The 16,262-nt window shown below is 47.0% G+C and carries 16 protein-coding genes; 11 read left to right on the forward strand and 5 right to left on the reverse strand.

Translation table 11 applies throughout. The annotated features are described in order from the left end of the window. Window positions 1–42: 42 nt before the first annotated feature. The gene (locus tag ACUUHJ_RS04825; RefSeq protein WP_289676223.1) at window positions 43–969 is read right to left on the reverse strand and encodes a DMT family transporter; all 927 of its coding nucleotides are present in this window, start codon (window positions 967–969) and stop codon (window positions 43–45) included. A gap of 109 nt (window positions 970–1,078) precedes the next feature. Between ACUUHJ_RS04825 and ACUUHJ_RS04830 the strand changes: the two genes are divergently transcribed. After that, window positions 1,079–2,500: an aminotransferase-like domain-containing protein gene (locus tag ACUUHJ_RS04830; RefSeq protein ID WP_289676224.1), complete on the forward strand. Its 1,422-nt coding sequence runs from the start codon at window positions 1,079–1,081 to the stop codon at window positions 2,498–2,500. Between the two features lie 204 nt (window positions 2,501–2,704). On the opposite strand, the gene ACUUHJ_RS04835 is transcribed toward ACUUHJ_RS04830, so the two are convergent. From ACUUHJ_RS04835 to ACUUHJ_RS04845, 3 genes are all read right to left on the reverse strand, one after another. After that, a complete protein-coding gene (locus tag ACUUHJ_RS04835; RefSeq protein ID WP_007721941.1) occupies window positions 2,705–2,905 on the reverse strand; it encodes a cold-shock protein in 201 nt (66 codons plus the stop codon). A gap of 215 nt (window positions 2,906–3,120) precedes the next feature. After that, the gene (gene rluF, locus ACUUHJ_RS04840; protein ID WP_472298378.1) at window positions 3,121–3,807 is read right to left on the reverse strand and encodes a 23S rRNA pseudouridine(2604) synthase RluF; all 687 of its coding nucleotides are present in this window, start codon (window positions 3,805–3,807) and stop codon (window positions 3,121–3,123) included. Between the two features lie 18 nt (window positions 3,808–3,825). Further along, a complete protein-coding gene (locus ACUUHJ_RS04845) occupies window positions 3,826–4,473 on the reverse strand; it encodes an MOSC domain-containing protein (RefSeq protein ID WP_289676225.1) in 648 nt (215 codons plus the stop codon). 145 nt (window positions 4,474–4,618) lie between these two features. On the opposite strand from ACUUHJ_RS04845, the gene ACUUHJ_RS04850 reads away from it, so the two are divergent. The 9 genes from ACUUHJ_RS04850 to ACUUHJ_RS04890 all read left to right on the forward strand — a co-directional run bounded on the left by ACUUHJ_RS04850 (window position 4,619) and on the right by ACUUHJ_RS04890 (window position 13,536). After that, window positions 4,619–6,067: a nicotinate phosphoribosyltransferase gene (locus ACUUHJ_RS04850; RefSeq protein WP_289676226.1), complete on the forward strand. Its 1,449-nt coding sequence runs from the start codon at window positions 4,619–4,621 to the stop codon at window positions 6,065–6,067. A 197-nt stretch (window positions 6,068–6,264) separates the two neighbouring features. Next, complete coding sequence (locus tag ACUUHJ_RS04855) at window positions 6,265–7,524, forward strand: Glu/Leu/Phe/Val family dehydrogenase (protein WP_289676227.1); 1,260 nt, start codon at window positions 6,265–6,267, stop codon at window positions 7,522–7,524. 142 nt (window positions 7,525–7,666) lie between these two features. After that, on the forward strand, window positions 7,667–8,587 hold the full coding sequence (gene metA / locus ACUUHJ_RS04860) for a homoserine O-acetyltransferase MetA (RefSeq protein WP_472298379.1): 921 nt from the start codon (window positions 7,667–7,669) through the stop codon (window positions 8,585–8,587). A 117-nt stretch (window positions 8,588–8,704) separates the two neighbouring features. Continuing rightward, on the forward strand, window positions 8,705–9,817 hold the full coding sequence (locus ACUUHJ_RS04865; protein WP_472298380.1) for an Ig-like domain-containing protein: 1,113 nt from the start codon (window positions 8,705–8,707) through the stop codon (window positions 9,815–9,817). Window positions 9,818–9,927: 110 nt separating this feature from the next. Further along, window positions 9,928–10,830, forward strand: coding sequence for a LysR family transcriptional regulator (locus ACUUHJ_RS04870; RefSeq protein ID WP_472298381.1), 903 nt, complete (start codon window positions 9,928–9,930; stop codon window positions 10,828–10,830). A 108-nt stretch (window positions 10,831–10,938) separates the two neighbouring features. Further along, the gene (locus ACUUHJ_RS04875; protein WP_012684594.1) at window positions 10,939–11,328 is read left to right on the forward strand and encodes a CidA/LrgA family protein; all 390 of its coding nucleotides are present in this window, start codon (window positions 10,939–10,941) and stop codon (window positions 11,326–11,328) included. Further along, a complete protein-coding gene (locus ACUUHJ_RS04880; protein WP_012684595.1) occupies window positions 11,306–12,004 on the forward strand; it encodes an LrgB family protein in 699 nt (232 codons plus the stop codon). Before ACUUHJ_RS04875 ends, ACUUHJ_RS04880 begins: the two co-directional genes overlap by 23 nt. Before the next feature lie 96 nt (window positions 12,005–12,100). Then, complete coding sequence (locus tag ACUUHJ_RS04885; RefSeq protein WP_016740644.1) at window positions 12,101–12,526, forward strand: GNAT family acetyltransferase; 426 nt, start codon at window positions 12,101–12,103, stop codon at window positions 12,524–12,526. A gap of 98 nt (window positions 12,527–12,624) precedes the next feature. After that, a complete protein-coding gene (locus ACUUHJ_RS04890) occupies window positions 12,625–13,536 on the forward strand; it encodes a DMT family transporter (protein ID WP_472298382.1) in 912 nt (303 codons plus the stop codon). Window positions 13,537–13,688: 152 nt separating this feature from the next. Here ACUUHJ_RS04890 and ACUUHJ_RS04895 read toward each other — a convergent pair whose 3' ends face one another. Beyond that, window positions 13,689–14,978 (reverse strand): IS3 family transposase, encoded by a 1,290-nt coding sequence (locus ACUUHJ_RS04895; protein ID WP_289673973.1) that lies wholly within the window; start codon window positions 14,976–14,978, stop codon window positions 13,689–13,691. A gap of 423 nt (window positions 14,979–15,401) precedes the next feature. Between ACUUHJ_RS04895 and ACUUHJ_RS04900 the strand changes: the two genes are divergently transcribed. Further along, entirely contained in the window at window positions 15,402–16,232 is an 831-nt protein-coding gene (locus ACUUHJ_RS04900) for a protein-glutamine gamma-glutamyltransferase (RefSeq protein WP_289676236.1), read from the forward strand. Window positions 16,233–16,262 lie beyond the last annotated feature (30 nt).

The raw sequence follows: 16,262 nt of genomic DNA on the forward strand, positions 1-16,262 counted from the left end.
GTACCAGAAAGCGCTAGGCTTTCTTTTGGTACTCCTTTTTTGTCATGAATGGCTTACATCACTCAGTTTGTTTGCCTTTTTACCCATCAACTGCTTCAAGCCATCCATATTAATCAGGATAATCCCGACAATAATCGTGATTCCCCCTGCTAACGACAGGAGATAAAGCGGTTCATTGTACAGGATGACGCCCAAGCTTAGGGCAATCAACGGAGAGATATAGAGCCACGTGGAGGGAAACACAGGGTTGGTTTTGGCCACGAGCCAATAGAAAATGGTGTGCCCCATCATGGAACCAACGAAGACCAAGTACAGAAGCGAGAGGATCGCATTCGCCGTAAGCATCGATTCAATATGCACTTGCTCGGTGAACAGAGATAAGACAAGCAGCATGGCTCCTCCATACATCATCTGTGCCGCATTCAAAGCGATGGGTGAGGTATCTTGAAACCGTTGGATGACGCTCCGGGAGTATACTGCACCAGCAGAATAAAAGAGTTCCCCGAATATGACTGCGATGCACCCTGTAAGCCAAAGGAGACTGAATGAGATGGTCACACCGGGTAAAATCAGCAAAAAGACACCGACAAAGGCAACCAAGCAACCCATCAAAGCAATACCGGGGGGTTTTTGCCGAGTAATACCGGTCTGAAGCAGCATCACCATGAGAGGGCCTGTTGCAGATAATATCGCTGCAATTCCTGAACTTACATGCTGCTCTGCCCAATACAAGGGGGCAAATGTCCCGAACGTCAAACCGATACCAGTAAGGAGCATTTCTTTATGAAGCAGGAGCGAGAGACGCGCCTGTTTTTTCCAGAGCATGAATGAAAACAAAATGACACCTGCCAGAAAGAACCGAAGTCCTCCTGAGAAAAACGGCGGCGCTCCCGCATCGATCCCGACTTTGATTGCCAGAAAAGTCGTTCCGAATATCAAGCACATGACCACATAATTAAGCAGTACCATTATGATTCCTCCCTTTTCCTCATCATAAGGGGAAGGGAATAGAACAGATGAAATAGAATAGAACAGATACAGAGATCCATCCATTATCATGGGGGAAGGGGGGAGCGGCATGAAAAGGAAGGCTCTTTCAAACAGTCATTCTGATAAGCTGTTCGAACAAGTGTATGACTATCTTCTGGAACGAATCAGACGCGATGAGTGGAGGGCACATGAAAAGCTCCCTTCTGTTCGAACGTTGGCGTTGGAATTGAATGTGCATCGCCTGACGGTTTTTAAAGCATTTCAATTATTAAAGCAAAACCGCCATGTGTACGTGAAGGATAAGTCAGGGTATTATGTACAACCGAGCAGCCTGTTGCCAGTGGAGTCGATGAATGATCCAATCGTTTCTGCCTATGTGCACAAGAGTTATCTTTCGGAAATTCATCAGGTGCAGGCGACCTATCAATTTTCCAAAGCATTAATCGAACCTAATTTATTGCCGAATCATTACTTTTCCGAGTACGTGAAGAAAGTGTTTGATCTGTATCCAAAAGTGCTGGGTACCTACTCAACCACACAGGGAGATCAGGAGCTGCGGGAAGCACTGTGCAGCTATTATGTTAGCCGTAATCATTTTCACCTGTCCCCCGATGAGCTGATGATTACATCTGGTTCGCAGGAAGCGATTGATTTGGTTGCCAGAGTCCTTGTAAAGCCGCGTGATGTCGTGTTGATTGAGAGACCTACGTACAGTCCGGCCATCGATGTATTCGGAAGCCAGGGCGCCAACATGATTTCCATCGAGATTTCGCCGGATGGGTATGATTTGGAGCAGGTTGAATTGTTGATGCAAAAAGAAAAACCACGCCTGTTTTATCTCAATCCTACCTTTCACAATCCGACAGGCTATACGGTTCCCGCTGAACAACGGAAGAGACTGGTGGAACTGGCTGCGAAGTATCAGTGCCTGATTGTAGAGGATGATCCGTGCCGCGATATTTACTTCGGTGACGAGCCTCCACTGCCGTTTTTTGCTTACGACACGGCGGGCTATGTCATCTATCTGCGCAGCTTTAGCAAGTACATCGCGCCGGGGCTAAGTATTGCGACTGTGGCATGCCGACCATCTATTATGAATTATTTGATTCAGGCGAAATCACTGTCCGACAGTGGAGCGCCCCTGTTGAATCAAAAGATTTTTTTGCATTATTTCTTCTCCGAACGGATGCAGCAGCATTTGGCGAAGCTGCGGATTGCATTGGCCATTCGCCGGGATATTATGGAGGAAGAGCTGTCTGTGACCGACTGGGAGTGGTCCAGTCCACCAGGAGGCTTTAATTTATGGGTGAAGCTGCCTGATTCCGTCCCGATGGATAGTCTTTTGGCGAAATGCATAGAACAATCGATTACGTTTGTGCCCGGTGCGATCTGTGACCCGCTGCGGGAGTTTAGTTCTTGGATACGCATCAGTTATTCCTATTTGAATGAACACCAGCTGCGCGACGGTTTGCAAAGGCTCGTCAGTACGGTTCGTCAGTTGAACATGTAGGAAAAGGAAGGGCTGGGTTGAATAATCCGTATTTGAAAATATAAAAATTTTAAGAAGTGCGATGTACTGTGTTATACTGAGTCTACCATTTACTGTTCTGTAGCATTCCCTACTCCATTTACGTGAGTAGGGTTTTTAATTTGTGTCTCAGATAACAAAAAAACAGACACCCTTACAGGAGTCTGTTTTTTGTGTTTGGTTAAATTAAACTTTTTGAACGTTAGTAGCTTGTGGTCCGCGTTGGCCTTGTTCTACGTCAAAAGTAACTTTTTGACCTTCGTCAAGGGATTTGAAACCGTCGCCTTGGATAGCAGAGAAGTGAACGAATACGTCTTCTTTACCTTCGCGCTCGATAAAACCAAAACCTTTTTCTGCGTTAAACCATTTTACTGTACCTTGTTCCATTGTTATTGCCTCCTAGTGTGTAACACACATATATTACTATCCTTGCTCTCAGGATCATCTAGACGAAATTTTGCTATCTACGCTATCCGTTGCTTCGAACAAAAATAATTCTCTACTAGCATAACAGGATATTGAAAGGATAGCAAATTATTCGCGTATATTTGATGAAAGAAAATATAGATGAGCCACTATACGAACTCCAACCCGTCCTGATTTCACAAGTTTTTATTCAGATCAGTCAATTCCTTGGCCGTCAGATTTCGCCATTGCCCCAATTTCAAATTCCCCAAGGCAATGTTCATGATGCGTATTCGCTCAAGCTTTCTTACCTGATAACCAAAAGCCTGACACATCCGTCTGATTTGCCGATTCAGCCCTTGCGTCAGCACGATATTGAAGACGCGGTCGCTGACTTTGGTTACTTTGCAAGGCTTTGTAGTCGTTCCGAGAATGCGTACGCCGTTTGCCATTCCGTGCAAGAAATTCGCCGTGATGGGCTTGTCTACGGTGACGATGTACTCTTTGTCATGATTGTTCTCAGCACGCAAAATTTTGTTTACGATATCCCCGTTATTGGTTAACAGGATGAGGCCTTGCGAATCTTTATCCAGACGCCCGATAGGAAAAATCCGCTCCGGGTGATTCACGAAATCGATGATGTTGCCTTTGACGTGCAGTTCAGTGGTACACGTAATTCCGACAGGCTTGTTCAAGGCGATGTAGACATCTTTCTTTTTGACACCGAGCGGCTGTCCATCGATGCGCACGTCATCTCCTGACGCAACCGTACTTCCCAGTTCCGCGAGTTGGCCATTGATTGTCACGCGCTTGGACTCGATTAATTTATCGGCTTCTCTTCGTGAGCAAATGCCGGTTTCACTGATGAACTTATTAATTCGCATGAGACGTTCCTTTCGCTATTACTGCTGCTTTTCCAGTTTTTCAAGTAATTTATTCCGCCAAGGCAGGGCCAATTCCTCCAGCTCGAGCATACGCTGTATCGTCCCTTGGGATGGTGCCTTGTCATGGAAGTACAAGTGGTGGATGGAAGCCACACTGACTTGCTTTGGATGAGCAGAGATTAGGGTAATCTCTGATTCTGGCTTGATCGTCCCTTCCTGCAAAACGCGGAAGAAATAGCCTGTATAGCCCATTTCCACCACCGATTTGAGCAGTTGGTTATTGTTGTTGCGCTTGTTGATCGTTGCGCAAGGAAATCTGCCTTGGGACACTTGCAGGATCGTATCACCAAATTGATACACATCCCCGATGCAGACCTGCTCTTCGGTCATGCCAGCGAGCGTGAGATTTTCTCCGAATGCCGCATTGGTCAGAGGTTGGCCGAATAACTTCTCCCAATGGGCATAATGCTCAAAAGGATACGCACAGACGACGCGGTCTGGGCCACCGTGATACTCTGGATTCGCGATATCGTCGTCATCAATTTTCTCGGAACGGACAACGAGCTCGTCAGCTTCTTCCTTCCAGATGCCGGAGAGATATTCCTTGCCGTTGTACATATTATTTTTAGGCAAACCTTTACTAATAGTAACGATTTTTCTGGTCAACTTATGCTCACTCCCAGCCTGTATGATTGTTTCTCTTTTTATCCCCATACTATACCACATTCCCTAATATCCTCCACAGCGGATGGGCATCAGCGAACGCTTCTGGTATGATGATAGAAAGGAATACACAGGAGGCCTCAGTGACATGCAATCATTTGGTGTGGCACTACACACAGATAAATATCAAATTAACATGATGTACGCCCATTGGGTGAACGGAACACACAATCAGAAGGTCGTTTTCGAAGCATTTTTCCGCAAGCTGCCTTTTGGAAACGGATACGCTGTATCTGCCGGATTGGAAAGAATCGTTTCCTATATAAAAAATTTGCGTTTTGAAGAAAGCGATCTCAAGTATTTGAGTGAGCAGGAGGAGAACTACGATCCGAAGTTTTTGGAAGAGCTGCGCCAGCTTCGTTTTAAGGGCTCGCTCTACTCTGTCAAAGAAGGAACTGTGGTTTTCCCGAACGAGCCGCTGATTCGCGTAGAGGGGCGTGTCATGGAGGCACAGCTGGTTGAGACGGCCCTGTTGAACTACATGAACTACCAGACGCTGATTGCGACCAAAGCCTCGCGGATTAAAAACGTGGCGGGCAATGATGTTCTTATGGAGTTCGGAACGAGAAGGGCGCAGGAGGCAGATGCTGCGCTGTGGGGGACGCGGGCAGCTTATTTGGCTGGCTTTGACGCAACCTCGAACATGCTGGCAGGGAAAATGTTTGGCATTCCGACAAAAGGAACACACGCTCACTCATGGGTACAGAGCTTTGAGAGTGAGGAAGAAGCATTTGAGCGCTTCGCAGCAGCTCTACCAGGACAGGTAACCTTGCTGGTCGATACTTACGATACACTCAAAAGCGGCGTGCCGAATGCAATTAAGGTCGGAAAACGCCTGGAGAAACAAGGCAAAAAGCTGACGGCAGTGCGCTTGGACAGTGGCGACTTGACGTATTTATCCTGCAAGACGCGTGAAATGCTGGATAAGGCAGGCATGACCGATGTGCAAATTGTCGCTTCCAACGATCTCGATGAGCACACGATTATGAACCTGAAAGTACAAGGAGCACGCGTAAATAGCTGGGGAGTTGGAACGCAGCTCATCACGGCAGCGGATCAGCCGACGCTCGGAGGCGTATACAAGCTGGTGGCACGCGAAGGCGCGGACGGAGAATATCAGCCGACCATCAAAATCTCCGGGAATCCGGAAAAAGTCACGACGCCGGGCATTAAAGATACGTACAGATTGATTGATCCGGAAACAGGCAAAGCGATTGCTGACTACATGTGCTTCCCGCATGAAACAACAGTCGAAAAGGGAGCCCCTCTCCATTTGTTCCATCCGAGCCATACGTATTTGAGCAAGCATTTGGAGAACTACCAGGCAGAGTCACTGCTCGTTCCGGTATTTTTGGATGGGGAACTGATTTATGAACTGCCGACCCTCCAAGAGATTCGCAGCTACCATCGCGAGCAACTCAAGCTGTTCTGGCCTGAATACTTGCGCATGCTGAATCCGGAGCATTACCGTCTGCACATCAGCGAAGAGATGTGGGAAACGAAAACAAAGCTGATGAAGGCGTATTTGAAAAAATAAGAGAAAACGTCTGATGTGTCGCGAGGATGCATCAGGCGTTTTTTATTTGTTTACCAAAAATAACACAATAATGTGAAAACAAAGAAAATCAATTGTCTGAATTTACTTTCATCGTATATAATTACTCCATTCATCCTTTAGTTCTGCGCCAAGGTGATGTGAAAAACGCATGTGAAAAGTATTGGGGAGGAAGAGAGATGCTAAATACTGTAGAGAAAGAAAACCTGAATCCATACGAGATTGTGCAGAAACAGATTGACGCTGCAGCGGCATTGTTGGGATTGCGGAGCGATGCTGTCGAAATTTTAAAGCGACCCAAACGAGTATTGGCCGTAAGCTTTCCTGTCAAGATGGATGATGGCAGCGTGCGTGTCTTTGAAGGCTACCGATCTCAGCATAATGATGCGGTAGGACCGACCAAGGGAGGGATTCGCTTTCATCCGGATGTGACGATGGATGAAGTCAAGGCGCTCTCTATGTGGATGTCATTCAAATGTGGCGTGGTTGGTCTTCCTTATGGCGGCGGAAAAGGCGGCGTCATATGTGATCCCCACGAATTCAGCAAAAATGAGCTGGAACGAGTCAGCCGCGGCTTCATGGAAGCTATCGCTGATATTGTCGGACCTGAGACAGACATACCTGCACCCGATGTGTATACGACCCCACAAATTATGGGGTGGATGATGGATACGTACAGTCGATTAAAAGGCACCTATTCTCCGGGAGTGATCACTGGAAAACCACTCTCTGTCGGCGGCTCCAAAGGAAGAAACGAAGCGACTGCTCGCGGATGTGTCTTTACCATACTTGAGGCATTAAAAGATTCTGGACGCAAGCCAGAACAAACGACCGTCGCGATCCAAGGCTTTGGCAATGCGGGAAGAATAGCAGCGAGGCTTTTAACAGAGCTGGGCTTCAAAATCGTGGCAGTCAGTGACTCCCGCGGAGGTATTTATGATGCTGCTGGCTTGGACATCGAAAAGGTAGGACAGTTGAAAGACAACACCACCATTTTGGACTATGTAGGTGGTACGGTCATCTCCAATGAACAGCTATTGGAGCTGGAAGTGGACATTCTGATCCCGGCCGCTTTGGAAAATGTCATCACAGCAGCCAATGCCGACAGCATTCAAGCCAAGTGGATTGCAGAGGCAGCAAACGGACCTACTACACCCGATGCTGACGCCATTTTGCGGGAAAAAGGGATTACCGTGATCCCGGATATTCTCGCCAATGCAGGTGGTGTAACCGTTTCTTATTTTGAATGGGTGCAAAACCTGATGAATTACTACTGGTGCGAGGTTGAGGTAAACGAAAAGCTGCAAACGACCATGATTAACGCCTATCGGGCCGTAAAAGAACTCTCTGATCAATACAAGGTGGACTTGCGCACGGGAGCCTATATGATTTCGCTTTTGCGAATTACGGAGGCGATGGAAGCACGCGGCTGGATTTAAGGGAAGAAACCTCTTGCAATTTGCTTGCAAGGGGATTTTTTCGTTTTCCTTTGCGGGATTAGCAGGAAGGCGAGTATTTTTGTCGAATTTGTCGGATTATTGTTTTTCTACCTGTGTTCAAAGGATGGAAAGGGGGATTTTTATGCCAATCAAATTGCCCGACGAATTGCCTGCAACGGAAATACTCGCCCAGGAAAATATTTTTGTGATGAAGGATAGCCGTGCCTTCACACAGGACATACGACCGCTCAGGATCGTCATTCTCAACCTCATGCCGGTGAAGGAAACAACAGAAACACAGTTGCTCCGCCTCCTGGGGAATACGCCGCTACAGGTGGAAATCGTGCTTTTGCATATGTCCAGTCATACGTCCAAAAATACGTCGGAAGAACATTTATCCATGTTTTATAAAACGTTTGAGGAGATCCGTGACCAGCGATTTGATGGCATGATCATCACCGGAGCGCCAGTCGAACAGCTCGAGTTCACAGACGTCACGTATTGGCATGAGCTAACAGAAATTCTCGATTGGAAAATGGAGAACGTCACCTCGACCCTGCATATTTGTTGGGGAGCACAAGCGGGGCTTTACCACCACTTTGGCGTTCCGAAGCATCCTTTGCCAGAAAAAATGTTCGGAATCTTCCCTCATACGCTTAATAAGCAAAATGTGAAGCTGTTCCGCGGATTTGACAACTACTTCCACATCCCGCATTCCAGACATACCGAAAATCGCAGGGAAGACATCGAGCAAGTGCCTGAACTGGAGATTTTGTCCGAGTCTGATGAAGCAGGGGTTTACATCGTGGCGACCAGGGATGGCAGACAAATTTTCGTGACAGGACATTCCGAGTACGATCCGACGACCCTGCAAGACGAGTACCAGCGAGATGTGAACAAAGGCCTGGATATAGCTGTTCCGCGTAATTACTATCCAAAGGACGATCCAAGCCGCGGGCCCATCGTCACCTGGCGCGCACATGCGAATCTGATGTTTTCTAACTGGTTAAACTATTATGTTTACCAAGAGACACCGTATGATTTGAACAACGACAAGCGATAGCAACGTAGCAGCCATCCGAGGTGATTCGGATGGTTTTTGCCATTTAGTATTCAAGAAGTACAGTTGTTTAGCCGATATAGAAAATGGTGGAAAAATAGAGAGGAGAGGGATGTGAGCATGAGAAACTGGCAAAAAGGAATGCTCGCTACGGCTGTTACCGTTGGGCTGATCTTTTCCAGCGTCGGCCATGTACCGGCATTGGCGAATTCTGCGACGACAAGTACGCAGAAGAAGATTTCCAAGCTTGTAGTTGATACAAAGACAGTAAAATTGAAAAAAGCGGGGACACAGCAGTTGACTGTCCGCGTGCAATACACGGATAAAACAACGGAAGACGTCACACAACAAGCGGAGTGGACTTCCTCTGACAGTGACATCGCGAGCGTTGACAAGGGCTTGGTCACAGCAGTTAGTTCCGGTAAAACGAGAGTGAAAGTAAGCTTCGAGGGCAAAAGTGTGAATATCCCTGTTGAGATCGATGTGATTTCCAAGCTCACTGCTGACCAGAAGAAACTGGCTCTCAGCGTAGGTGGCACGAAACAAGTAAACACAACAGCAACTTTCTCTGATAAGTCTACTGGTGATGTAACGGCTCAGGCTGAGTGGGAAAGCGATGATAAGGCAATCGTAACGGTAACGAATGGATTGGTTACGGCAGTAGGCTCGGGCACAGCGAAGGTCAAAGTGAAGTACGGTGGAAAAAGCGTCTCCATTCCAGTAGAGGTAGATGTCGTCTCCAAGCTGGACAGTGATAAGAAAAAGCTGTATCTGCGCCCAGACACTACCCAGTCGGTTACGCTGTTGGCTACCTTGTCTACGAAAGAAAAAGTAGATGTAACAAGCAAAGCCAAGTGGACATCCGACGATGCAAAAGTTGCCACAGTTGAAAACGGAGTCGTGACAACTGTAGGCTCTGGAAAAACGAGAATCAAAGCAACTTACGGTGGAAAGACGATCTCGATCCCTGTAGAGTCTGCTGTCATCTCCAAGATGGAATTTGACATGAAAAAGGCTGATCTCAAAGTCGGCGAATCAAAAGACTTGAAGGTATCTGTTATCTATACCGACAAAACCAAGGTTGATGTCACTACCGATGCAGACTGGATCTCCACGAACAGCTCCGTTGTGACTGTAGTGGATGGCAAGATCACGGCTGTGAAAGCAGGTCGTGCAACGATTGTCGCGACGTATAATGGAAAAGTCGTAAATATACAGGTAACCGTGAAGTAACTCACGCTGGAGGAAAAGCCAGGGCGCGACTGCGTACCTGGCTTTTTCGCATACACCGGCCTGTGGTAATCTGTAGCTAACCTTTTGATTGGACGAAGACGGAGGACATCATGGATATTCGACAGCTGCAATACTTTGTGGAAGTAGTCAAACATAAAAACTTTACGAAGGCCGCTCAATCCCTCCACGTCTCTCAGCCTTCTATCAGCAAAATGATCAAAGCATTGGAAGAAGAGCTAGAGGTAGTTCTGCTGGATCGGACGGAGCGGAAAATGGATCTGACAGACGCAGGGGAAATGGTCTACAGCTATGCGACCAAAGTGTTGCAGCTAATGGAAGGCATGGCGTCGTCGATTGCAGAATTGCGAAATGTCGAGCGGGGGCGGGTTAAGCTGGGCATGATGCCAACGGTGGGTTCCTTTCTCTTGCCGAATGTGATTGCCTTGTTTAAAAAGCAGTATCCAGGCATTGATATCGAGATGAAGGAATACAGCGCCAAGCTGCTTGAAATCCAAATGGAGCAAGGAAGCATCGATGTGGCCTTAACCGTTCTGCCAACGGATCAGGAGAAATTTGAGGCGGTTCCCTTACTCGCAGAGGACCTCGTTGCGATCGTTCATCGGGAGCATTGGCTCGCGGGAGTCGATGAGGTGAGCTTGGAACAGCTCAAGGACGAAGCTTTCATTTTGTTTACCGAAGAGTACGCGATGCATGATGTGGTGCGCCATGCGTGCAAGCTGTCCGGCTTTGAACCGAATGTCGCTTACATGAGCTCTTTGTGGGATTTTGTCGGAGAGATGGTGGCTACTCAACTGGGGATATCACTCATTCCACGCTCCATCGTGAGACGCTTGAATAACGGACAATTACACACCGTCAACATTTCCTACCCGGTGATTGACTGGCAGTATGCCTTGATTTATCGAAAAGAAGGGTATTTATCGCATGCGACAAAGGCTTTCATATCGTTTGTAGAGAAAATGTACAGCCATAACCAAATGGAATATAAATGATGATGTTTATGTATTGTACGAATGGAATCGAGACGGCTTAGAATGAAGGTAACTCGTTCAAACAGTGACTTTTTGAACAACCTTTGTAGAGCAACTGGGGTGGTCTCGATGAAAAGATGGTTCTCCATCATCGCACAAGTTTTGCTTTTGTTCGGCTTCACCTGGCTGGGGAAATGGGTGACCTCGTTTTTTCACCTTCCTGTTCCCGGCAGTCTGATCGGACTCGCGCTATTGTTCATTTGTCTGTATACCGGCTTGATTCGTCTACAGTGGGTTGAGGCAGGAGCGACTCTGTTATTCTCGCAGATGATCCTGTTTTTCGTACCATCGTTGGTCGGGATGATGCAGTATCCATGGTTATTAGGGATAAAAGGATTGCTGGTGCTTGTGGTCGTCGTGAGCGGTTGTGCGCTTGTGATGATTTCGACAGGTGTTGTTGCTGAGCGCATGTTCAATCGTGGAGAGGTGAAACAGCATGATCCTGTGGAAAACATCTAGTGTGCTCCTGACACTCGTTTTCTTCTATGCAGCCAAACGGTTCAACAAAAAAAGACCGTCTCTGCTATTTTCTCCGGCTATTTTGGCGCCGATTGGCTTGATTTTGTTTTTGCTTTTCGCAGGCATTCCTTATCAGGTGTACAGTGAAGCGACCTCGCTCATTAGTGAGATGATGAGCGTAGTCACAGTGGCGTTTGCGATTCCTCTGTACCGAAATTGGTCGGTGTTAATGGCGCATCGCCGGATGATTTTGACGAGTCTTGCTACGGGTTCCCTCATTGCCATCATTGCAGGTGTTTCCACGACGATGCTCGTTGGATTGGGAAAAGAAGCGGCGATTAGCGTCATTCCTCGCTCGATTACCCTGCCGATTGCGATGAGCGTAACCGAGGCGATTGGCGGTATGCCGACGATGACGGCAGTATTCGGCATGCTGACCAGCTTCGCAGGTGTTTTTTTGGCTCCCACAATCATCAAGAGAATGAGGCTCCGACATCCTGTTTCCATCGGTTTGATGTACGGAATGGGTGCACATGCGTTGGGGATGGTAAAAGCGTTTGAGCGTGGGGAAACAGAAGGAAGCAGCGCGACTTTGGCTGTGATCGCCGGAGCGATGATTACCGTAGTGTGGGCGTTTACCTTGCTACCGGTGATCATGTCGTGGCTGGCTGTGTGAAGGAAGGGGCTGTTAGATAGCCCCTTTTTGTATTACAATAATCGTATAAAGATAAAATTAAATGAATAAAAATACACAAGATAGTGGTGATCAAATATGAGAATTGAATCATTCTCTTTGCAACAATACGAGGACGTCATTCAGCTATGGCAACGAGCAGGATTACAGCTTTCTTGCTCGGATACACGTGAGGGATTGCGTAAAAAGCTGGAGCGAGACGCAGAGCTTTTCTTGGTGGCAATGAATGAGGAGGAAAGGATGATAGCAGCTGTAATGGGCAGCTATGACGGACGGCGAGGATGGGTGAATCATCTGGCAGTCGATCCGGATTTCCAAGGACAAGACATAGGGAGCAGGCTTATGGATGAGCTGGAAAAGCGGCTGGCGAATATCGGGTGTGAAAAGATTAACCTATTGATCGAGCCGACCAATCATGGTGTACAAGCTTTTTACAATCAGCTTGGGTATGAGCGTGACGAACTAATTTTCATGGAGAAGTGGATTGCTTCTGGTGAAGGATAAAAATGGAAGTGTATCATGACCGTCCAAATGCTGGCGAAAGGTGTATGATAGAGGACAAATAAAAGCTTCATAACTCTTTCATCTTGGCAGGAGGCAACATGAGACCGCTATATATCGTCCTATTACTCTGTACCAGCTTCCTTTGGGGAGGAAATTTTGTTGTCGGTAAATTTCTTGTCGGGCACGCGTCTTCCTTGACGTTGACCAATTTGCGCTGGCTCATTGCTGTTGTTTGCTTGTTGCCCGTTGTTTGGATACGCGAAAAGCGGATTTTTCCAACGCGAGAAGCACTCCTTCCTTTGATCGTGATGGGAGTAACCGGCGTAGCACTTTTTAATTTATTCATGTTCTGGGCCCTTGAGCGGACAGACGCGACCAATGTCGGGCTGTTGTCCACGCTCAATCCGGTTTCGATCGCGATTTTTTCCTTTTTGCTTATGGGCGATAAAATTCGACCGTTGCAGATTGTCGCGATGCTTGTCTCGTTTACAGGCGTACTTGTGGTGATGACCAAAGGAGACTTCGCACACTTGTCCCAGTTGCACTTCAACACGGGCGATTTGTGGATGCTCGCCGCTGTCGCCATGTGGGGGATTTATTCCGTATGCGCGCGTTGGGCAATGAAGACGGTCTCGCCGATGATGTCCACACTGTACTCGGGGATTTTCGGTGTTGCGCTGATGCTGCCCTTTAATATCACCACATTTACAATCAGCAACACAGACTGGACGTTCTGGCTGTCGCTGTTCTACGTTGGTGTAATGGCAACTGTCGTCAGTATGGTGTTGTGGAATATCGGTGTACAAAAGGTCGGCGCAACCTCAGCAGGTATGTTCCTTAATTTCAATCCTATTTTTACAGCCATTCTTGCATTTCTTTTACTCGGCGAGCGTATGACCATCATCCAATTACTCGGCAGTGTAATCGTCATTGTCGGCTGCTATATGTTCTCGCGTCTAAAGCACGTCTCGCCCCCGACACCACATACAGTCAAACAAGCACAAGGCTAAAAAGGAAATCCCTCGTCTGATCGAACAGACGAGGGATTTTTATTAAAAGGCACCGATCAACGCACAAGGCTAGTGAGAAGAAAAAGCACAGGGCTCGCAGACTGAACTACTCCCCTAGAAATAGACAGTATTTAAAAAGAGCCTGTTGCAAATTAAGCAGCAATGAGATGATTTCTGGTTTCATCAGGAGTCATCTTTTTTAATGTCCACTGATAACGCTCTGAATTGTAATAGGTTACATATTCGTTGACGCGTTGACGCAACTCTTGAAGTGAAACACAGTCCTTATATTCGAGTTCGTCTTTCATATGACCGAAGAACGATTCCATTGAAGCGTTGTCCCAGCAGTTACCTTTGCGAGACATCGACTGTTTAAAACCAGCCTCAGCAATAAGGCGCCTCGTTGTAAGATGAGTGTAGTGCATTCCTTGATCCGAATGAAAAATAGCATCAGGATGGACGTTACCGTCCAATCGTTTGATTAATAAGTCTAGTGTCCGTTTCACTAGTGATAACTCCAATGTCGAAGACAGATAGTGTGCCAAAATCTGTTTGGTCGCCCCATCTTTTACGCAAGACAAATATGCCCATTGACCAGTACCATAGCGCAAATAAGTAATGTCAGTAAGTAGAACCTTCTCGGGTATACCTTGATCAAACTGACGTTTAAGTAGGTTTGGGCATGTGCGGTGTTCCTGAGTAGCCTTGGCCATTTTTCGATACGGATTCGCTTTCCGAATAAGAGTGACTAGCTTAAACTTTTGCATAAGACGACGAATCTTTTTATGATTCATCACGACACCGTTCATTCGCTCCAATCTCATTTTAATGACCAGCACTCCTGCTCTCCCTTTTCGAGTTTCGAAATGCTCCTTGATGAGCAGGAAGTCTCGTTCGTCGGCTTCTTCTCGAATTTGTCGCTGTTCCTCAGCACTACACCAGCGATAATAGCCACTTGAGCTCACTTCAGCAATCTGGCATAGATAACGGGTTACACGCTTCAAGCCATGTTTACGAAGAACTATGCTAATAAGCTGAAAGCGCTCGGGAGACGATAACGTCTTATTGGTTTGTCTTTCGAGCGCTTCTAGCTTTTTTAAAAGTTCGTTCTCTGCTTCCAGAAGCCTAATTCGTGCTTCAGCACGTCTCAGTTTTTCTTTTGCTGATAATTCTCCCTCTGACTTTCTACCGGTGCTCCCCTTGCCTCTGCGCTCCTCAATTAATCCAGCTTCACCAAAAGTCGTACATACTTTTCTCCATCGATGTAAGCATTTTTTTGGTGTATGACGACCCATTATTTCTAAGGGGAAACCTGCCTGAAGAAATATCTCAATCGGCGTTTGTCCCTCTCGATATGCCTGTACAGCGGTAAATTTGAACATAGGAGAATACGTGATGTTTTTCCCTGTTACTCGAAGTACATTTTGATTTTTTTCTAACATATGTATCTCATGTTCCGTAAAACTTATTCTGTTTTTACTCATCTAACATATCCCCACTCATTTCTCGTTAATGATGATTAAAACACAAAAAACCGTTAGACGGTCACTTTTTTCAAAGTGTCCATCTAACGGGTAGTAGTTCAGACCTTGACAACGCCTACCCAGTCGGAACTACAAAAAGGGGACCACGCTTGTCGAACACTTCTCCCCTGAGAATCTTCCGCCCGTAGGGTGGCTTTGGCTCGACGGTCCCCTTTTTGTAGTGGAGACGTCCAGTGAATCCCCCTACTGACGTGTCAGAGTCGAAGAGAACTGTGCTTTTTCTTCTCCACCACTATGTTGACTCATGGTTTTTAGTCGATCACGTGGACATAGGCTTTCGCATACATATAAGAAGGACAGTGTGTGAAGGGGAGGTTGTATATGATTGTCATAGCGGGGAGACCAGCTAATCCCGCCTCGTTGGCAGCGGAATGGGGACTAAATCCGGTACAGCGTGAAACGGTAGCGATAATGGCACGTAGTGATGAAACATTTGAATATCCAACTCCTGAGCTCCTGCAATTTGAACTGAAAGTGCGCGATCATCTGGTGAGGTCTGCCTTGGCACTGCACGAAAGCGGCCTGGCCTTTTCTACTTTTGAAGAATCTCGTGCCAATCCAGCTTACTGGATTCGAACTGACCAAGGCGGATTCCGCTTGCGACCTGGAGTGCTGCCATCCAGCGGGATTATCAATATTTTTCTAGAGGGTCAAAAATACGCCACGGAGTGTGCTACGGCGATGGTCATTATTATTTATCATGCAGTCCTACAGTCCATTCGTTTACCGGATTTTGAGAGAATGTTTTCGGACATCTTGCTATATGACTGGCGGTACGATCAGGATTTGGACTTGCAAACAATAAGGACAAATACCTTTTTGCCTGGTGATGTGATTTATTTTGCCAATCCTGATTACGATCGTGAGACACCGCAGTGGCAAGGAGAAAATGCAGTAGTGCTCGGCAATGGCTTGTATTACGGGCATGGTGCGGGGATCAAACGAGCGAGTGAGATGGTAGCCTTTTTGAATGAACAACGAAGAGAGGGAGCAATGAGGTCTGCCTATCGGGTCAATCAGGCGACTCGGCCTGGTTTCGCCTACCTGTTTCCCTACGACAATGGTCGATCTACCATGCAAGTTTTCGGCCAGCCCATACAAGCGAGCAGTCGAATTACAGCGCAGATCGGTTCTTTATCTTGGGAGTGGTAAAATGAACAAAAGCCTCCTGCCAGAAATGCG

It is taken from the genome of Brevibacillus schisleri, assembly GCF_055685845.1.